An 18,544-nucleotide genomic window follows, 5' to 3' on the forward strand; every position below is an offset into this window, starting at 1 on the left:
TCGTAATTTATAGTTTTTGGCGTAAGGCTTCACCTAAAGTCTCAAATTGTTCCCAATTTTCAACAGAGACTCCAGATGCATTTGGATGTCCTCCACCGCCAAATTGATTAGCTATATCATTAATAGTAATTCCTTTAGAACGTAATCGACATCTAATTTGATCACCTTCATCAACACCAAACATCCATATTTTTAGACCTTTGATATCCGCTACGGTATTAACAAACTGAGATGCTTCGTTAGGTGCAATTTGAAATTGGTTTAGGACGTCTTTAGTAATCTTTATTTGGCAATATTGATGATCTTCACTTAATTGGAAATTTTGTAAAATATATCCTTGGAATGGCATAAGTTTTGGATCTTTCTCACCCAATTGATTTAATATCTCATTATGATTAAATGGAAATTCTAGCAAACGACTAGCAACCTTCATAGTATGTGGTGTGGTATTACTAAATAAAAAACGACCTGTGTCTCCGACAATTCCTAAATATAGAACACGTGCGACAGATTCATCGATAATATTAATATCATTAAAATGTGTAATAAAATCAAAAATGATTTCGCTTGTTGAACTTGCATTAGTATCTACATAATTTATTCTGCCATATTGATCAGTAGCAGGATGGTGATCAATTTTAATTAAATCTTTGCCTTGATTAAATCTTTGATCATCGATACGAGGTGCATTTGCTGTGTCACAAACAATCACTAGAGCGTTTTGATACATATCATCTCTAACTCTGTCTAAATCCCCTATAAATGCTAAAGAAGATTCTGGTTGCCCAACTGCATAAATAGACTTTTCTGGAAATTTACGTTGCAAATAATATTTTAAGCCTAACTGTGAACCATATGCATCTGGATCAGGACGAACGTGTCTATGAATAATAACAGTTTCATATTTATCAATTTCATTCATTATTTTATTAAAAATTTCTACCATTTCTTTTCTCCTTTAATTTCAAAAACTATTTTAAACACCTTCAAACATTTGACATATAATCATTGCATTTGCAACTTTCTCATTTTTACAAGTCATAGTGACCTCTAATTTAGCAAAATTTCTTCCTACATCTAACATGTTATACTTTACATCAAGCGTACTTTCAATTGCGACATTTTTAATATAAATGATATTCAAGCTTTCAATCATAACATCTACTTTTTTATACTTACGCAATTCATGTTTAATTGTTTCTTCAATAATTGCGACACATATTGCTTTACTCAACGTACCATATTGGTTGGTTAAAACTGGTGAAATTTTAACTGAAGTCTCATTATGATTTATTGAGATATGTTTGGCAATTTGATCGATAATGGTTTCTCCAATTTGAGGTTGTCTTCCAATTAATTGCATTGCTTTTAACACATCATTTCGTGTAATAACACCTATTGCTTTTTTATTTCTTGTTGTGACAGGTAAAATTTCAATTCCATCCCAAATCATTATATGAGCACAACTCGCTACTGTAGTTGTTAATTCAACATTGATAGGTCGTCTTGTCATGACTTTATTAATCTTATCATCTTCGTTCATATGAATAATTTCTTTACTCGTTACAATTCCCACAAGTTTCCAATATTTATTTACTACTGGAAAACGAGAATGTCCTGTGACTTTTGCACGAGAAATATAGTCTTCTAAACCCATTTCATCAAACACTACCGTCATATCATTGATAGGTTTTACGATATCTTCAACAATAAGTATCTCTTTTCTTATCATTTGATTATACATGGCTCTATTAATGATATTAGCTACTAAAAATGTATCATAATTTGAAGAAATAATAGGTAACTCTTGTTTATTTGCATAATCAATAATATTTTGGGCTGTACTAAATCCACCGGTAATAAGTATACCGCTTCCTCTTTTTAATGCTTCCATCTGAACTTCAGGACGGTTACCTACAATCAATAACGTTTGATTTCCAATATACTTTACTACATCTTTTAGTTCCATAGCTCCAATTGCAAATTTACTAACAGTTTTATTTAAACCATTTTTCCCACTTATGATGTCACCTTCAATAATATTCACAATTTCTTGAAAAGTAAGATGTTCAATTTGTTCGCGACTCTTTTTATCTATCCGAACTGTACCCACTCTATCGATGGTGGTTACAAAGCCAAGTTGACTAGCATCTTTAATTGCTCTATAAGCAGTCCCTTCAGAAACATTCATTACTTTGGCTATTTTTCTAACTGAAATTTTTTGTCCTATATTTAATGATTCTATATAAGATACAATTTGTTCATGTTTAGTCATTTTCAACCCTCTTCATTTTTAGACAATGTCTAATATATTATAACTTTTTTATTTATAAAAATCGATTTGAATGTGACAAAAGTATCAAAAACTAACATATCGGTATCATTTTGTTTTTAATGTATAAAAATGAAGTTAATTTAAATAATAAAAATATAAATTTGATGGAAATATTAAATCACTAATTATATAATTAAATATAAGGAGGGATGACCTATGTATAAAAACATATTACTAGGTGTAGATACTCAATTAAAAAATGACAAAGCATTGAAAGAAATTTCAAAATTAGCTGGCCCAGGTACCGTTGTTACAATCATGAATGCGATTGGTGAACAAGACATCCAAGCCTCTATTAAAGGAGGGACTCACATCGAAAAATTGACACATCGTCGTGATCAAGGACTTGAACACACACGTCATACTTTAGATGATTATGGTATTAATTATGATCAAATTATCGTTCGTGGAAATCCAAAAGATGAATTGGTGAAACATGCAAATAGTGGTAAATATGACATTGTCGTATTAAGTAACCGTAAAGCTGAACAACAAAAGAAATTTGTTTTAGGTAGTGTTAGTCATAAAGTTGCTAAACGTGCTACTATCCCTGTTTTAATAGTTAAATAATTTTAATCTTATAAAAAAAGACGGTAAATGCTATATTTACCGTCTTTTCTATATATCATTAAAATGTCACTTCATCACCAGGTTGTAAAATTTGTACTTCTCCTTGAGATACTGCTTCTTTAAATTTCTGTGGATCTTGTTCAATTAATGGGAATGTATTGTAATGAATAGGCACTGAAATTTTAGGTTTAATGAATTCATTTATTGCATAACTTGCATCTTCAATACCCATAGTAAAATTATCACCAATAGGAATAAAACATACATCTACTGGATGACGTTCAGCAATTAATTTCATATCGCTAAATAAACCAGTATCTCCTGCATGGTAAATTGTTTTACCTTCTGCTTCAATGATAACGCCCATTGGCATACCCAAATAAACAGGTATTCCATCTTCATTAGTATAACTTGAACTGTGGAAGGCTTGAACAAATTTTACTGTACCGAAATCAAATTGATATTTACCGCCAATATTCATACCATGTGCGTGTTCAATTCCATGATACGTTGTTAAATAGCCTTGTACTTCTGCAGAACCAATCACTGTAGCATGATTGCGATTAGCTAATTCAACTACATCACCAAAATGATCACCATGTCCATGCGTTAAAATAATATAATCCACATCTAATGTCTGCTCATCTAAATCACTTTTATCATTACCAGAAATAAATGGATCAACAATTACTTTTTTGTCATTACTTTCAAAATAAATCGTTGACTGTCCATGAAATGAAAGTTTCATATATAGAACCTCCTATATTTTAATATTATTATTATACCCTGATAATTATATTTATAACTTGAAACACTTTGAATTCATTTCTATTTAGACGTAAAATTAAATTGATTAAACTATAGGAGGATACGTATTATGATTAAAACAGACGAAATTATTGCAACATTAAAAGATAAAAATGCTGATGCAGCATGGATTACTACTCCACTTAATATATTCTACTTCACAGGTTATAGAAGTGAACCTCATGAAAGATTGTTTGCGTTACTTATAACTTCAAATGGTGAATGCACATTATATTGTCCTAAAATGGAAGTTGAAGAAGTTAAGCATTCACCTTTTAATGGAAATATTGTTGGCTATTTAGATACTGAGAGTCCTTTCGATTTAGCACCCCATACATTTGATAAATTATTAATTGAAAGTGAACATCTCACTGTTAAACGTCAACGAGAACTTACGAATAACTTTAACATTAAAGTGTATGAAGATATCGATTTAACTATTAAAAAGCTAAGAAATATTAAAGATGAAAATGAAGTTAAAAATATAAAAAAAGCTGCTGAACTTGCAGATAAATGTATAGATATTGGTGTTTCATTTTTATCTGAAGGCGTAACTGAAAGAGAAGTTGTAAATCATATTGAAAATGAAATTAAAAAATATGGCGTCAGTGAAATGAGTTTCGATACAATGGTACTATTTGGTGACCATGCTGCATCTCCACATGGTACACCTGGAGATCGAACATTAGTTAAGAATGAATATGTATTATTTGATTTAGGTGTAGTCTATAATCATTATTGTAGTGATATGACAAGAACTGTAAAATTTGGTGAACCAAGTAAAGAAGCAAGAACGATTTATGATATTGTATTAAAAGCTGAACAAAGTGCTATTGAAGCAATTAAACCAGGTGTCCCTTTACAAAATATTGATAAAATTGCTAGAGACATTATTTCAGAAGCGGGTTACGGTGATTTCTTCCCTCATCGATTAGGACATGGACTCGGTTTAGAAGAACATGAATATCAAGATGTATCAAGTACAAATACAAATTTACTTGAAGCAGGTATGGTGATTACAATTGAACCTGGCATTTATGTGCCTGATGTCGCTGGCGTCAGAATTGAAGATGATATTTTAGTCACTGATACTGGGTTTGAAGTACTTACACATTATAATAAATAATTTAAAATTAAATCTCTCTTTTATATCAAAAAAGCGGAATAGGCACTCATAACGAATGCTATTCCGCTTTTTATTGAATTAATTTAGATTATTCTTTTAATGCATCTTCAATAGATGTATAAGTTAAATCAAAAGCTTCTGCAACACCTTTATTAGTTACATAACCTTTATACGTATTTAAACCTAATGACAGAGGTTGATTTGCTTTAAATGCCTCTTTATAACCTTTATTAGCAAGTAACTGTGCATAAGGTAAAGTCGCATTATTAAGAGCAATAGTAGACGTACGTGGAACTGCACCAGGCATATTCGCTACTGCATAATGTACAACACCATGTTTAACATAAGTTGGATCATCATGTGTCGTGATTTTATCAGTAGTTTCAAAGATACCACCTTGGTCAATAGCAATGTCGACTACTACTGAACCGTCTTTCATTTGTTTAATCATATCTTCAGTAACTAAACTTGGTGCTTTCGCTCCAGGAATTAATACTGCACCAATAACTAAGTCACTTTCTTTAACTGCATTTTCAATATTAAGTGGATTAGACATTATTGTATTAACACGACCGTCAAACAAATCTTCTAATTCCGCTAAACGTTTAGGATTTACATCTAAAATAGTTACATCTGCACCTAATCCTAAAGCAATTTTAGCAGCATTTGTACCTGCTTGACCGCCACCAATAATCGTAACTTTGCCTTTTGGTACACCTGGCACGCCACCAAGTAAAATACCCATTCCACCGTTAATTTTTTGTAAGAATTCTGCACCAATTTGAGCTGACATACGTCCTGCAACTTCACTCATTGGTGTTAATAAAGGTAAAGAACGATCTGGTAATTGAACTGTTTCGTAGGCAATACTTACTACTTTATTATCAACTAATGCTTGAGTAAGTTTTTCTTCATTAGCAAGATGCAAGTATGTGAATAAGATAAGACCTTCTCTGAAATATTTATATTCTTCTTCTAATGGTTCTTTTACTTTAATCACCATGTCTACATCCCAAGTTGTTTTTGCATCATTAACTATTTCTGCACCAGCCTGTTTATAATCGTCGTCTTCAAAATATGAACCAGAACCTGCATTTGTTTCAACAAGTACTGTATGTCCTTGTTCAACTAATGCATGTATACCACTTGGTGATAAACCTACTCTATTCTCATTATTTTTTATTTCTTTTGGAATACCGATTTTCATTCCATCCACCTCCACTTCTTATGGTAACGCTAAAGTAATGAAAGCGCAATCACCAAAGATACACAATGTCCACATAATTGTTGAATTATAAATATTAAATATTCAGAAATTTATGTTAAAATTGAATTAAGAAAAGTTAAGGGGGACTTAAGATGTTAACTTATAAAAACATTTTAATCGCAGTTGATGGTTCACATGAAGCAGAATGGGCTTTCAACAAAGCTGTAGACGTTGCTAAACGTAATGATGCTCAATTAACTATTGTTAATATTATCGATTCAAGAACTTACTCTTCTTATGAAGTGTACGATGCTCAATTCACGGAAAAATCTAAAGGTTTTTCTGATGAACTTTTAAAAGGCTATAAGGAAGTTGCTTCACGTGCAGGTGTTACAAATGTAGAAACTCGTTTAGAATTTGGATCACCTAAAGCGATTATACCTAAAAAGTTAGCAAATGAATTAGGTGTCGATTTAATAATGTGTGGTACTTCAGGATTAAATGCAGTAGAACGATTTATCGTTGGTTCTGTTTCAGAAGCAATCGTTCGTCATGCACCATGTGATGTACTTGTCGTGCGTACTGAAGAAATTCCAGAAGATTTCCAACCTGAAGTTGCAACTCCTGAATTTAGAAAACAATTTTCTTAATAAAGTAATGTATGTAAATAAAGAGGTCTGAGACATAAGGAATTGTCTCAGACCTCTTTAATATGTTAGAGATACAACATTAGAGTGGGACAACAAATTCAACATGACTTTTGTTCTATTCCCCTGTTATATTCTAAAAAACGATGAGATAAGTTTAATCTCATCGTTTTTTTAATATATCTTATAATTCACCGAATTTTACTGTGTCTCTTGCAATCATGACTTCTTCATTAGTTGGAACAACAATTACTTTAACTGGAGAGTGTGGGTAATTTATGAAAGCTTCTTCACCGTGAGTAGATTCATTTTTCTTAGGATCCCAATAAACACCCATAAACTCTAAGCCTTCTAAAATTTTAGCACGTATTGGTGATGAATTTTCACCGACACCTGCTGTGAAGACAATAACATCAACGCCATGCATTCTAGCAGCATAAGAACCAATGTATTTGTGAATTCTAGAAGCAAAAATATCTAAAGCAAGTTCAGCTCGTTCATCGCCATTGGCAGCTTCACCTAATAAATCACGTAAATCACTTGAAGTACCAGAGATACCTAATAATCCAGATTCTTTGTTTAAAACTGTTAAAACTTCATCAGCAGTTTTACCTGTTTTTTCCATAATAAATGGAATTAAAGCTGGATCAATATCTCCTGAACGTGTACCCATTGTTACACCTGCTAATGGAGTGAAGCCCATTGATGTATCGATAGATTTCCCACCATCAATTGCAGCAATTGACGCACCATTACCAATATGACAAGAAATAATACGTAATTCTTCAATAGGTTTTTCTAAAATATCAGCCGCACGACGTGATACATATTTATGGCTTGTACCATGGAAACCGTATTTACGAATACCAAAATCTTCGTAATAGTTATATGGTAAACTATACAAATAAGAACTTTCTGGCATAGTTTGATGGAATGAAGTATCAAAAACTACAACATGTGGAATATTAGGTAATAACTTTCTAAAGGCACGAACTCCCATTAAGTTTGCAGGATTATGTAATGGCGCTAATTCACTTAATGACTCAATTTTTTCTTCTACTTCATCAGTGACTAAAGCAGATTTAGGGAATAATTCTCCACCATGAACAACACGATGCCCTGTACCAGCAATATCATTAATATCATTAATAATACCATGTTTTTTGAAGCTATCTAACATGATATTAATTGCCTCTTCATGATCTTTAATATCTTTAACTCTTTTTACTTTTTCACCATTTACTTCAATAGTAAATATTGAATCTTTAATACCAATACGCTCAATTAAGCCCTTTGTAACTAATTCTTCTTCAGGCATTCTGATAAGTTGGAACTTTAAAGAAGAACTTCCCGCATTAATCGCTAAAACTAATTTAGACATGATTCATTGTCCTCCAATTTATATATTAAATATCCATATCTATTTAACCACTAATACAGAAGTAATTCAAGAATATCACAGTTTATTTTTGTGAATGATTTGCGTCCATCCACTCATTTAATTCGTTAATAAAACCATGGAATTGATTAGGATTTTTAAAATCCGGAATATTAGCTAATAACACTTCTACAGGCTTAGTTTCATTTGCTTTTTTCTTTTGTAGTATTAAAATTGATTTACGTGCATTTTCATTTTTAAACAATGTTTTAGGAAGGTTTAAAAATGCTTGCATTTCAGTTTCTGTAGTAATAAAATTTTGTAACTGTTTCACATGTTCATCTTCAAAAATATTACTAGGTACTACTAAAAAAGCATAGCCACTTTGTTTTAAAGCATAGACGGCTTGTTCGATGAGTAAAAAGTGTGAATAACTATGGCCTTCTTCAAATCCAAGTTTCATTTCTTTACTACGTTCATCTAAAGGATAATATCCAATAGGAAAATCTCCAACAACCACATCAGCTTCCTCCAATGGTAATGGCATAATCGCATCTTGAGGATACACATCAAACGGTATTTCTAAAAAATTCGCTAGATGCACACTAACTCTCGATAAAACAGGATCTACTTCAATTAAGTGATGCATAACTTCGCTATCTTTTAATACTTCATTCACTGTAGCGCTTAAATGACCAGCTCCACTTGCAATATCAACAATCTGTAATTCTTTATTATTTTCTATAAATTTTTGTACTAAAAAACCTAAAATTAAGCCAATAGAATCTGGTGTAATTTGATGATTTGCCTGAATATTTTCTTCTTGTAATAAGCTTAAGTAAGCAAATTGAAATGCTTTTCGACGATCTTGAAGCGTTGCTTGTTCTAATAGAGTACGTTGATTACGATATACATCTTCCATTGCTAAACCTAAATTTTCTATAAAGCTTTGACCATTTTCTTCATTTAACGACTTAGCTTTATCATCTAAAGTTCGGAATAATCTTTCCATAATAGTTTGTTCTTCTGCCATATTCAATTCCTTTCCAATAAAAAAATGTCCATAATGCAAATGTCTTAAAACGAAATCATTCATTTTAAAATACATATGGACAATATTAGTATTATATCTTTAATTTAATCATTTAATAGTGACTTAAATATTACGATAAGCTTCTAAAGCAGCCTCGAAATTTGGAAAATCAGTACCTTCTTGAACTAACTCTTTATAAACTACATGATTGTTTTCATCTAATACGAAAACAGAACGCGCTAATAATCTCATTTCTTTCATAACAACACCATAATGCTCACCAAATGATAAATCTTTATGGTCACTTAACGTAATTACATTTTCTAGACCATTTGATGCACACCATCTTTTTTGAGCGAAAGGTAAATCCGCTGAAATTGTAAGTACTACACCATTTTCTTGAGAAGCTTCTTCATTAAATTTGCGAGTTTGTTGATCACATACGCCAGTATCAATAGAAGGAACAACACTAATCAATTTCTTTTGCCCTTTAAAATTATCTAAAGTAACTTCATTTAAACTATTATCCAAAACTTTAAAATTAGGAGCCACATCTCCTTTTGAAACCTCAGTTCCTTCTAAATGTATAGGGTTATTTTTAAAAGTAATTTCTGTCATATTATATGACCTCCCATTAGTTATTTAAATTATAGTTTAATGATACGATAGTATTTAAACTTATTTCAATCATTTAAAACACTAACTACTATTTTAATTTGAAATGATTTGCATGATATAATCAAAGGTATTTTTTAAAATGAGTAAAATGGTAACTATTATAAATAAAATTTTGACATATCCTACACCTTTTTTGATTGCAAAATGTGCACCAGTATACGACCCAATCACCATACTGACTGCCATAATTAATCCATATGCTATATTTACTTGACCAAGAATAATAAATAATGTTAATGCACCAACGTTTGAAGCAAAGTTTAATACTTTTGCATTACCAGCTGCACTTAAAAAATCAAATCCAAACATTAATAATACAAATAACATAAATGATCCAGTACCTCCGCCTAAGAATCCGTCATAAAATCCAATTAAAAGCAGAAGTGATATAAAGGCAATCGCTTTACTAATAGTAAATTTAGAGAACGTTCTGACATTACCCCATTCTTTCTTAAAAATGGTGTAAATTAAAACAAGTGTCAATATGACTATAACGAGTGGTTTCAAAACATCTGATGGCAAGAAAGTAGCTAAACTTGCTCCACCAACTGCAAATATAAATACAAACGGAAATAGTCTAAATACTATTTTTTTATCAACATTTCCAGATTTTAAAAATTTGATTGCACTCGTTAATGAGCCAAACGCACTTGCTAATTTGTTTGTACCTAATGCTAATGATGGCGGCATTCCTATAGCTAAGAGTGCAGGAATTGATATTAAGCCACCGCCACCTACAACAGCATCTATAAATGCTGCCAAGAAACCAAAACTAATAATAATGAAAATAATATGAAAACTTAGTTCTATAACGCCCACCCCTTATTAAATTACTTTAATACTTTCATATTAAAATAATTCATCAATGAGTGCATCAGTACTTTTATCTTTTTCAGTTTTATAATCTTTATTAATCTCTATTGTTTCTACATTGTCTGCTGCTTCTTGAACAAGATTATCAAAGTTAAACACACTTTCATATTTAACAACTTTATCAAAATCTGGTTCAGTTACAGGGTTTTTAGGCGTAAAAATCGTACAGCAATCCTCATAAGGCTGTATTGAAACTTCAAATGTTCCTATTTCTTTTGCTTTTTTTATAATGTCTTCTTTATCTAAAGAAATAAGTGGTCTTAAAATAGGAGTAGATGTAACATCATTGATTGCGTACATGCTCTTTAATGTTTGACTAGCTACTTGACCTAAATTTTCACCATTTACGATAGCGTTCGCTCCAATACGTTCTAAAATAATATCTGTCACTCGTAACATCATGCGTCTAGTAGAAGTCATGGTATATCGTGGATGCACAGACTTATTGATTTGTTTTTGAAGTGCTGTGAAAGGAACAATATGTAATTTAATGGGTCCTACACGTTCAGATAGTATGCGTGTCAATTCAATCACTTTGTCTTTCGCTTTTTCACTTGTAAATGGTGGACTGTGAAAATGAATAGCTTCTATTTTTACGCCACGTTTCATCATTTCCATACCAGCTACTGGTGAATCAATCCCACCTGATAACTGAAGAAGTGTTTTATCACCTGTACCTGTAGGTAATCCGCCAGCACCATCGATAACTTTAGTATAGATATATACGCCTTCTTTACGTACTTCCACTTTAATATTATGTGTCGGACGTTTAACATCTACTTTTAAATGATCAACTGATTTTAAAATGACACCACCTAGTTCTCTTTGTAGTTGATACGTATCTAATGAAAATGATTTATCTACACGTTTTACATCAATTTTAAAAGTATCTCCATTTGCAAAGTCTTTAGCTAACGAAACACAAAGTTGTTTTATATCTTCAAGATTTTGTGTTGTTTTAAATACTGGACTAATAGATTTTATGCCAAATATCTTTGTTAAACGATTCATGACTTCATTTACATTTGCTTCCTCAAAAAGCGAGATAAACATGCGATCTCTCTCACATTTAACTCGTGTACCTTCTAATGAACGTAATGACTGAATCACATTTTCTTTTAATACATTTGTGAATCTTTTTCTATTTGTTCCTTTTAACGTAAGTTCTCCATATCTTACCAAAATATGATCATATTTCATTTATTTCAACAACTCCTTTATTTGAGCATAGATTAATTTAAATTTATCTTTAAATTGTTCGATATCTTTTTCTGTTGTAGTTTCACCCATGGATAAGCGAACGCTTCCCTCTATTCTGTTGTCCTCGATGTCCATTGCTAACAAAACTTCATTTAATTTTTCTCTTTTAGACGAACATGCACTTGTAGTCGACACCATAATATCCAATTTTGAGAACGCATTAACAAGTACTTCTCCTTTTACTCCTGGAAAAGCAATATTTAAAATATGCGGAGCACTATTTTCTGGAGAATTAATATACACTCCTTTATATTGACTTAAACTTTCTCTAATTACTTTATTATAACGTGATAGACGATGATTAAGCTCATTTAAATTTTGAATTGCAATTTCCATTGCTTTCACAAGTGAAACATTCATTGCTAAATTTACAGTGCCACTTCTAATTCCATATTCCTGGCCACCGCCAAATACTGTCGGTTCAATTTTTTCCTTATTATCGATAATTAATATGCCTTGACCTTTTAAACCATTAAATTTATGACCACTAAAACTTACACTATTTACATTCTCTAATTGCATTGGAATTTTCCCTAAAGCCTGAACGCCATCTACGTGAAAATGTGCCTTAGGATATTGTTTTAATAATGAGCCAATTTCTTTTATCGGTTGTATTTGTCCCATAACATTATTGACATACATACATGTTACTAAGCCCACATTATCCGTCATTAATTGTTCTAAATGATTAATATCTATTTGACCATTTGGAGTCACATTCACATATTTCAATATAAATCCTTGTGTTTCTAAATAACGCATCACTTCTAATACTGATGGATGCTCTAATACTGAGGTAATGATTACATTCGCAAACTGTTTTTTTCTTAATGCAATACCTTTGAGTGCAATATTATTAGACTCAGTGGCACCACTTGTGAAAATGACATCAGTATTATTATTGAGGTTTAACATCTCTTTTACACGCGACTTAGCCTGTAATAATATTTTTTCTGATTGTAAACCCATTTGATGAGGACTATTAGCATTATAATAAGCTTTCTCACTTACTTTTAGAAATGAATCTAAAACCGCTTGGTTCGGTTTTGTTGTGGCAGCATTATCTAAATAAATCATATATAGAACACTCACTTTCATCAATAACATATCTAAAACATATTTTAGATTTCTCGACTTAAAAATAGACACTCAAGCATTATACTATTTTTTTAAAAAAATAAAAGAGAACAACCTAGAAATATGTGGATGTCTAGGTCATTCTCTAACTATAAAAATGTATTATCCTTTAATCACTTCATTTTCAATATGTTTTGTTATACCAGGTTCTACACTTTCAAGTGCTTGCTCTGATACTTCAATTGAGCGCTTATAACGGTTATTTTTAAATAAACGTTCTGCTTCGTTTAAACTTTTATCTACACTATGATGATCTTTACGATATCTGTTTCCATATTGAATTAATCGTTCTGCATAGACTGCATTGACTAATATATCATTCGCTTCATCTTCAAAAGTATTCATTTGAATTACAATTTTTGAAACTTTATCTTTAAGTTGTTTAACATGAAGCGGACGTTCGTTAAATTGTTCGCTGACCGCTCTTACTTCATGGTCGATTTCATTTTTCATAATAACAAATCGCTCTGGAACACTTGTTAGGTTTGAAGCAAGAAGTCGACGATAAATCTCTTCTTTTTTCGATTGAATTTTTAATAGATTATCTTCAGCCTCAGCTTCATCTTCTCTAAGTTGAATCAGATGATTTTGTAATTTTTCTTGTTCTTCATTAATCACTTTTACATGTTCATCTAAGTATTCTAAATTATCTTTTACTTCACTGTATCTCACAGCAGATTTAGACATTTCTTTTAGAATATCATCATATACTACAACTAGATTTTGAATTTCATTTTCATGTTGTCTAATACTATGAACATCACTTTCATTAATGAAATAGTTTTCTCGTATATAGTCGATTTCTGTTCTAAGCGTATAGTTCATTTCTCTCGCTTTGAATAATTCATTTGTAATATCTTCTTTTGTTTCTTCAACTTCATTTTTAGCTTTTACTTCATGCTCAATTAAATCATACATTTCATCAAGCTTATCATTAATTTGTTGCAATTTATCATTAGCTTCCTGTAATTCAAGACGACTAATCATAGGTTCTACAAAATTTAATTCAGTTTTTAAGCTTTGTAATGTTCCATCAATTTTTACATGATCCAAGTCATAACCATTTACTTTTAAATCTCTACAACCATATTTTAAATCTTGGAATTGTCCTGGTAACTCTTTTTGAGTTTCTCTAATTAAATCTGGAATTTCATCCATATATCCTTTTGTTTCATTAATAGAGTCATTTAATCCATTAATATGATTATGAGCTTGTACATAGTTACCTTCTTCTTTCAGCATGTCATACTGATCAAGTTCTGGTTCAAAAGCCTCAATACGTTTTTCAAGAGGAGCTGCCGCTTCTCCAAATTGATGTCTATTTGCTAAAACATCTCTTTTCATTTCACGATAATCTATTTTACATTTTTCATAGATTGCTTCGTTATCTTTATGTAGAGAAAGAATTTCATTTACTTCATCTACTTGTGACTGATAACCAGCTTCATATCTATCCATTAATTCATGAGCGTCATCAATTTCAGTTTGAGCTCCTGCAAATTGGAATTTATCAAGTTGAAGCTCAGCGTCATGAATTTTTTCTTCTACTGGTGCTAAATAGTTATTAGTGTGATCTAATGTATCTTGTTTTAACGCGTCGTATTTTGTTCTCGTTTCACCTTTAAGGTTTAAAGCTGATAACTTTTCTAAATTATCTTCAAAAGGTAACTGTTGAACTTTTAATTTACGTTCTTCTGCTTGCTCAACCATTTTACGTTTGTTAGAACGTAAATAAAACATAATACCGACAGCAATCAATATAATAATAATAATTGCTAATATAATGTATAAAACCATCTCATTCTCCTCCTATATTATCATTATTATAACGTATCTTATCCCGTCATTAAAATAAAATTCAAAGAATTGATTGAAAAAATTTTTACATTTATACTAATAATCAAAATATTACATAGAGAGGTTTTTATATGACGACAACTAAAGAAACAAATTACAACTTATTAGGTAAACAACTTGCAAGTCTTATTGAAGATGAAACAAATCTAATTGCAATTTTAAGTAATACTTCAGCTTTACTCAATGACAACTTAGATCAAATCAATTGGGTAGGATTTTATTTAATTGAAAATAATGAACTTATTTTAGGTCCTTTCCAAGGGCATCCTGCTTGCGTGCATATCTCTATAGGAAAAGGTGTATGTGGAACTGCTGTTGCAAATAACCAAACACAACTTGTCGATGATGTAAATACATTTCCTGGTCACATCGCTTGCGATGCTAATAGTAAATCTGAAATTGTCGTTCCAATTCATGTTGATAATGAAATAATCGGCGTGTTAGATATAGATGCGCCTATTACACAACGATTTAGTAAAGGCGATCAACAAGGACTTGAAGAGATAGTTTCTATCTTAGAACACCAATTATCAAAATAATAAATTTAAATGATTCCTTGACACTTTAAAAAATAATGGTACAATGAATTTTGTGTGAATTAACGAAAATAGCAGTTGTATATTATTAAGCTCTATGTTGTTCCCGATGTGGACGTGTCATGTAACTGTAGCTATAAGGTGAAGACACATAAAACAATATATCTTAATGAGCATACAACACTCTTTTTTGTTTATTCATTCCAACAAAAAAGAAAAAGGAGGAGTCTTATTATGGCTCGTTTCAGAGGTTCTAACTGGAAAAAATCTCGTCGTTTAGGTATCTCATTAAGTGGTACTGGTAAAGAATTAGAAAAACGTCCTTACGCACCAGGACAACATGGTCCAAACCAACGTAAAAAATTATCAGAATATGGTTTACAATTACGTGAAAAACAAAAATTACGTTATTTATATGGAATGACTGAAAGACAATTCCGTAACACATTTGATATTGCTGGTAAACAGCACGGTGTACACGGTGAAAACTTCATGATTTTATTAGCTAGCCGTTTAGATGCAGTAGTTTACTCATTAGGTTTAGCACGTACACGTCGTCAAGCTCGTCAATTAGTTGGCCATGGTCACATTGAAGTTGATGGTAAACGTGTTGACATCCCATCATACACTTTAAAACCTGGTCAAGTTATCTCAGTTCGTGAAAAATCACAAAACTTAGATATCATTAAAGAATCTGTTGAAATCAACAATTTCGTACCAGAATATTTAGATTTCGATGCTGACAGCTTAAAAAGTACTTTCGTTCGCTTACCAGAACGTAGTGAATTACCAGCTGAAATTAATGAACAATTAATCGTTGAGTACTACTCAAGATAAGTTGATTAATATTCTACCACCCTTTCCATTTTGGTCAGGGTGGTTTTTTATTTATAATTTAAATATATTATCTGGTATATCTGAGATAATTCCATCTACTCCTAAATGAATCAATTTTTTCACATCTTTCATGTTATTTACTGTATAAGGTATTACTTTAAGATGATGTTCATGAGCACGCTTGATAAATTTTTTATTTATTAATTTATAGTTAGGATTTATAAATTGTGCAAAAGAAGCTATATTTTCAAAATCAGGTTGTTTGTACCAGTATTGCTTTTTACTTATTAAAACACCTAGTGCATATTTCTTTGTGTATTCAGACATTCTTTTAACACTTTCCACATCAAATGACTGAATAATGACTCTATGAGAGGGAATTTGAAATTTATCGAGTTCCTCAAGTAACGCTTTTTCAATGCCAGGATACTGTTCTGGTTTTTTTATTTCAATAAGTAATGTTTTAGAGTAATTTTTAAATAATGAAAGTACTTCGCTAAAAGTAGAAATACGAGTATTTTTAAAAGTTTCACCATGTCTGATTCCAAAATCAAATTGTTTTAATTCTTCTAAAGTAAAATCTTTTACTTTACCCTTTTGATTCGATGTGCGGTCAATGGAATCGTCATGAATGACTACTAATTGTTTATCTTTTGTAAAATGTACATCAATTTCTAACATATCAATATGTTGCATAAGGGCTGCTTTAAAACCTTCTACCGTATTTTCAGGATATTTCTGCGATAATCCACGGTGTGCAACGATTTGAAATGATGTATTAGGCTTTTGTATTTTCATTTTTAAATACCATCCTTTAAATTAATTATATGTTCAACTACACTTAAATTACCATAATGATATAGGAGGTCAATAATAATGGTTAAACACGATTTTGTAGTTCATACGTCATGGCGTGGAGGTCGTGAAGAAATCGGTAAAGTTAATGGCGATGTAATTTCTGAGCAAATTTCTATTCCCTCTTCACTTGGTGGTAATGGAACTGGGACAAATCCCGATGAAATGTTAGTTGCAGCAGCCTCATCATGTTATATTATCTCTTTAGCTGCTACACTTGAAAGAGCTAAATTTACTAATATTCATTTAGAAATTAAGTCAATTGGAAGCGCAGTGTTTGAAAATGGAAAATTTAAAATGGAAAAAATCACTCATTATCCAACAATATCTCTTACAGAAGAAGAAAAAACGCATCTTAATAAACGACTTCCTAAACTATTAGATATTGCTGATCATCATTGTATGATATCTAACTCAATTCGAAACAACGTTAAAATAGAAATTCAAGCAACCATTCAAGATTAGAACTAAAAGCGGTCGATTTAACTGCCGCTTTTTATTTTAGACTTTTAAATTTTCAGAATATTTGGTAAAATTAAAAAATCTTATATCAGGAGGAAGATTTACGATGTATTATTATGAACCCTTATTATTAACACCTGGACCAACCCCTGTACCTGATGAAATCACACATGCACTTAATTTATCAATGGTAGGCCATCGTTCTTCAGATTTTGAAGCTATCGCAGAAGAAGCATTTAATCATTTAAAACCTATTTTTGGAACTAAAAATAAAGTAATGATTCTTACTTCAAGTGGTACTAGCGTCTTAGAAGCTAGTATGTTAAATATAGTCAATCCCGAGGATCATTTTGTAGTCATTGTATCAGGTGCATTTGGCAATCGTTTTAAACAAATTGCTGAAACATATTATAAGAATGTACATGTTTATGATGTTGAATGGGGAAAAGCGGTCGACATTGAAGCATTTGAAACATATTTACATTCACTTAAACATGATATTACTGCTGTATTCACCCAATTTTGCGAGACTTCTACTGCTGTACTTCACCCTATACACAAATTAGGAAAAGTGATTAAAGCATTCAATCAAGACATTTACTTCGTTGTCGATGGCGTAAGTTGTATTGGTGCCGTTGATGTCGATTTAGAAAGAGACAATATTGATGTACTCGTGTCAGGTAGCCAGAAAGCTTTAATGTTACCGCCTGGCCTATCTTTTGTTGCTTATAATCATCGTGCACAAGAGCGATTTAAAGCAGTTAAAACACCACGTTTTTATTTAAATTTAAATAAGTACTTTGATTCTATTGAACAAAATTCTACTCCATTCACACCAAATGTTGGATTATTTAGAGCGGTTAACGCTTATGCTGCACTTATTAAAAAAGAAGGATTTAACAATACCATTCACAGACATTACTTGATTAGAGATGGTTTAAGAGAA

The 18,544-nt window shown here is 31.2% G+C and carries 19 protein-coding genes; 7 read left to right on the forward strand and 12 right to left on the reverse strand.

Annotation, left to right across the window (positions count from 1 at the left end; translation table 11 throughout):
• Positions 1 to 7: 7 nt before the first annotated feature.
• Together HMPREF2578_RS05760 and HMPREF2578_RS05765 are read right to left on the reverse strand one after the other, a co-directional pair.
• The gene (locus HMPREF2578_RS05760) at positions 8 to 946 is read right to left on the reverse strand and encodes a DHH family phosphoesterase (RefSeq protein ID WP_048761533.1); all 939 of its coding nucleotides are present in this window, start codon (positions 944 to 946) and stop codon (positions 8 to 10) included.
• A 30-nt stretch (positions 947 to 976) separates the two neighbouring features.
• Positions 977 to 2,275, reverse strand: a complete 1,299-nt coding sequence (locus HMPREF2578_RS05765) for a DRTGG domain-containing protein (protein ID WP_070508288.1) — start codon at positions 2,273 to 2,275, stop codon at positions 977 to 979.
• Positions 2,276 to 2,491: 216 nt separating this feature from the next.
• Here HMPREF2578_RS05765 and HMPREF2578_RS05770 point away from each other — a divergent pair, with 216 nt between their 5' ends.
• The gene (locus tag HMPREF2578_RS05770; RefSeq protein WP_048679566.1) at positions 2,492 to 2,905 is read left to right on the forward strand and encodes a universal stress protein; all 414 of its coding nucleotides are present in this window, start codon (positions 2,492 to 2,494) and stop codon (positions 2,903 to 2,905) included.
• Between the two features lie 58 nt (positions 2,906 to 2,963).
• Here the strand turns inward: HMPREF2578_RS05770 and HMPREF2578_RS05775 are convergent, their stop codons facing one another.
• Positions 2,964 to 3,653: a metal-dependent hydrolase gene (locus tag HMPREF2578_RS05775; protein WP_048679563.1), complete on the reverse strand. Its 690-nt coding sequence runs from the start codon at positions 3,651 to 3,653 to the stop codon at positions 2,964 to 2,966.
• A 129-nt stretch (positions 3,654 to 3,782) separates the two neighbouring features.
• Between HMPREF2578_RS05775 and HMPREF2578_RS05780 the strand changes: the two genes are divergently transcribed.
• Entirely contained in the window at positions 3,783 to 4,838 is a 1,056-nt protein-coding gene (locus HMPREF2578_RS05780; protein WP_048679560.1) for a M24 family metallopeptidase, read from the forward strand.
• 88 nt (positions 4,839 to 4,926) lie between these two features.
• Here HMPREF2578_RS05780 and ald read toward each other — a convergent pair whose 3' ends face one another.
• Complete coding sequence (gene ald, locus HMPREF2578_RS05785; protein ID WP_070508289.1) at positions 4,927 to 6,045, reverse strand: alanine dehydrogenase; 1,119 nt, start codon at positions 6,043 to 6,045, stop codon at positions 4,927 to 4,929.
• 152 nt (positions 6,046 to 6,197) lie between these two features.
• Between ald and HMPREF2578_RS05790 the strand changes: the two genes are divergently transcribed.
• Entirely contained in the window at positions 6,198 to 6,695 is a 498-nt protein-coding gene (locus HMPREF2578_RS05790; protein WP_048761525.1) for a universal stress protein, read from the forward strand.
• 181 nt (positions 6,696 to 6,876) lie between these two features.
• Here the strand turns inward: HMPREF2578_RS05790 and HMPREF2578_RS05795 are convergent, their stop codons facing one another.
• The 7 genes from HMPREF2578_RS05795 to ezrA form a co-directional block, all read right to left on the reverse strand.
• Positions 6,877 to 8,073 (reverse strand): acetate kinase, encoded by a 1,197-nt coding sequence (locus HMPREF2578_RS05795; RefSeq protein WP_019835453.1) that lies wholly within the window; start codon positions 8,071 to 8,073, stop codon positions 6,877 to 6,879.
• Positions 8,074 to 8,155: 82 nt separating this feature from the next.
• Positions 8,156 to 9,103 carry a class I SAM-dependent methyltransferase gene (locus tag HMPREF2578_RS05800; RefSeq protein WP_019835454.1) on the reverse strand — a complete coding sequence of 316 codons (948 nt, stop codon included), beginning with the start codon at positions 9,101 to 9,103 and terminating at the stop codon, positions 8,156 to 8,158.
• Between the two features lie 123 nt (positions 9,104 to 9,226).
• Complete coding sequence (gene tpx, locus HMPREF2578_RS05805; protein WP_002448307.1) at positions 9,227 to 9,721, reverse strand: thiol peroxidase; 495 nt, start codon at positions 9,719 to 9,721, stop codon at positions 9,227 to 9,229.
• 93 nt (positions 9,722 to 9,814) lie between these two features.
• Positions 9,815 to 10,600, reverse strand: coding sequence for a sulfite exporter TauE/SafE family protein (locus tag HMPREF2578_RS05810; protein WP_080979090.1), 786 nt, complete (start codon positions 10,598 to 10,600; stop codon positions 9,815 to 9,817).
• A gap of 30 nt (positions 10,601 to 10,630) precedes the next feature.
• Positions 10,631 to 11,854 carry a tRNA uracil 4-sulfurtransferase ThiI gene (gene thiI, locus HMPREF2578_RS05815; RefSeq protein ID WP_070508290.1) on the reverse strand — a complete coding sequence of 408 codons (1,224 nt, stop codon included), beginning with the start codon at positions 11,852 to 11,854 and terminating at the stop codon, positions 10,631 to 10,633.
• Positions 11,855 to 12,991 carry a cysteine desulfurase family protein gene (locus HMPREF2578_RS05820; protein ID WP_019835457.1) on the reverse strand — a complete coding sequence of 379 codons (1,137 nt, stop codon included), beginning with the start codon at positions 12,989 to 12,991 and terminating at the stop codon, positions 11,855 to 11,857.
• A 162-nt stretch (positions 12,992 to 13,153) separates the two neighbouring features.
• Positions 13,154 to 14,848: a septation ring formation regulator EzrA gene (gene ezrA / locus HMPREF2578_RS05825; protein ID WP_048761515.1), complete on the reverse strand. Its 1,695-nt coding sequence runs from the start codon at positions 14,846 to 14,848 to the stop codon at positions 13,154 to 13,156.
• A gap of 131 nt (positions 14,849 to 14,979) precedes the next feature.
• Here ezrA and HMPREF2578_RS05830 point away from each other — a divergent pair, with 131 nt between their 5' ends.
• Both HMPREF2578_RS05830 and rpsD read left to right on the forward strand, forming a co-directional pair.
• Entirely contained in the window at positions 14,980 to 15,447 is a 468-nt protein-coding gene (locus HMPREF2578_RS05830) for a GAF domain-containing protein (RefSeq protein ID WP_019835459.1), read from the forward strand.
• A gap of 231 nt (positions 15,448 to 15,678) precedes the next feature.
• A complete protein-coding gene (gene rpsD, locus HMPREF2578_RS05835) occupies positions 15,679 to 16,281 on the forward strand; it encodes a 30S ribosomal protein S4 (RefSeq protein ID WP_070508291.1) in 603 nt (200 codons plus the stop codon).
• Between the two features lie 51 nt (positions 16,282 to 16,332).
• Here the strand turns inward: rpsD and HMPREF2578_RS05840 are convergent, their stop codons facing one another.
• Positions 16,333 to 17,079: a glycerophosphodiester phosphodiesterase gene (locus HMPREF2578_RS05840; RefSeq protein ID WP_048680930.1), complete on the reverse strand. Its 747-nt coding sequence runs from the start codon at positions 17,077 to 17,079 to the stop codon at positions 16,333 to 16,335.
• 78 nt (positions 17,080 to 17,157) lie between these two features.
• Here HMPREF2578_RS05840 and HMPREF2578_RS05845 point away from each other — a divergent pair, with 78 nt between their 5' ends.
• Both HMPREF2578_RS05845 and HMPREF2578_RS05850 read left to right on the forward strand, forming a co-directional pair.
• On the forward strand, positions 17,158 to 17,601 hold the full coding sequence (locus HMPREF2578_RS05845; RefSeq protein ID WP_017176107.1) for an OsmC family protein: 444 nt from the start codon (positions 17,158 to 17,160) through the stop codon (positions 17,599 to 17,601).
• A gap of 103 nt (positions 17,602 to 17,704) precedes the next feature.
• The coding region (locus HMPREF2578_RS05850; protein ID WP_070468376.1) for a pyridoxal-phosphate-dependent aminotransferase family protein at positions 17,705 to 18,544 on the forward strand (840 nt) is incomplete at its 3' end.

This window comes from Staphylococcus sp. HMSC072H03, assembly GCF_001809305.1.
Classification (GTDB): domain Bacteria; phylum Bacillota; class Bacilli; order Staphylococcales; family Staphylococcaceae; genus Staphylococcus; species Staphylococcus hominis.

Excerpts from the sequence above, each read along its gene's own strand:
- HMPREF2578_RS05820 (WP_019835457.1), bottom strand. The coding sequence starts at position 12,991 with ATGATTTATTTAGATAATGCTGCCACAACAAAACCGAACCAAGCGGTT.
- tpx (WP_002448307.1), bottom strand. The coding sequence starts at position 9,721 with ATGACAGAAATTACTTTTAAAAATAACCCTATACATTTAGAAGGAACT.
- HMPREF2578_RS05760 (WP_048761533.1), bottom strand. The coding sequence starts at position 946 with ATGGTAGAAATTTTTAATAAAATAATGAATGAAATTGATAAATATGAA.
- ald (WP_070508289.1), bottom strand. The coding sequence starts at position 6,045 with ATGAAAATCGGTATTCCAAAAGAAATAAAAAATAATGAGAATAGAGTA.
- rpsD (WP_070508291.1), top strand. The coding sequence starts at position 15,679 with ATGGCTCGTTTCAGAGGTTCTAACTGGAAAAAATCTCGTCGTTTAGGT.
- HMPREF2578_RS05775 (WP_048679563.1), bottom strand. The coding sequence starts at position 3,653 with ATGAAACTTTCATTTCATGGACAGTCAACGATTTATTTTGAAAGTAAT.
- HMPREF2578_RS05845 (WP_017176107.1), top strand. The coding sequence starts at position 17,158 with ATGGTTAAACACGATTTTGTAGTTCATACGTCATGGCGTGGAGGTCGT.
- HMPREF2578_RS05780 (WP_048679560.1), top strand. The coding sequence starts at position 3,783 with ATGATTAAAACAGACGAAATTATTGCAACATTAAAAGATAAAAATGCT.
- HMPREF2578_RS05800 (WP_019835454.1), bottom strand. The coding sequence starts at position 9,103 with ATGGCAGAAGAACAAACTATTATGGAAAGATTATTCCGAACTTTAGAT.
- ezrA (WP_048761515.1), bottom strand. The coding sequence starts at position 14,848 with ATGGTTTTATACATTATATTAGCAATTATTATTATTATATTGATTGCT.
- thiI (WP_070508290.1), bottom strand. The coding sequence starts at position 11,854 with ATGAAATATGATCATATTTTGGTAAGATATGGAGAACTTACGTTAAAA.
- HMPREF2578_RS05790 (WP_048761525.1), top strand. The coding sequence starts at position 6,198 with ATGTTAACTTATAAAAACATTTTAATCGCAGTTGATGGTTCACATGAA.
- HMPREF2578_RS05830 (WP_019835459.1), top strand. The coding sequence starts at position 14,980 with ATGACGACAACTAAAGAAACAAATTACAACTTATTAGGTAAACAACTT.
- HMPREF2578_RS05840 (WP_048680930.1), bottom strand. The coding sequence starts at position 17,079 with ATGAAAATACAAAAGCCTAATACATCATTTCAAATCGTTGCACACCGT.
- HMPREF2578_RS05765 (WP_070508288.1), bottom strand. The coding sequence starts at position 2,275 with ATGACTAAACATGAACAAATTGTATCTTATATAGAATCATTAAATATA.
- HMPREF2578_RS05770 (WP_048679566.1), top strand. The coding sequence starts at position 2,492 with ATGTATAAAAACATATTACTAGGTGTAGATACTCAATTAAAAAATGAC.
- HMPREF2578_RS05795 (WP_019835453.1), bottom strand. The coding sequence starts at position 8,073 with ATGTCTAAATTAGTTTTAGCGATTAATGCGGGAAGTTCTTCTTTAAAG.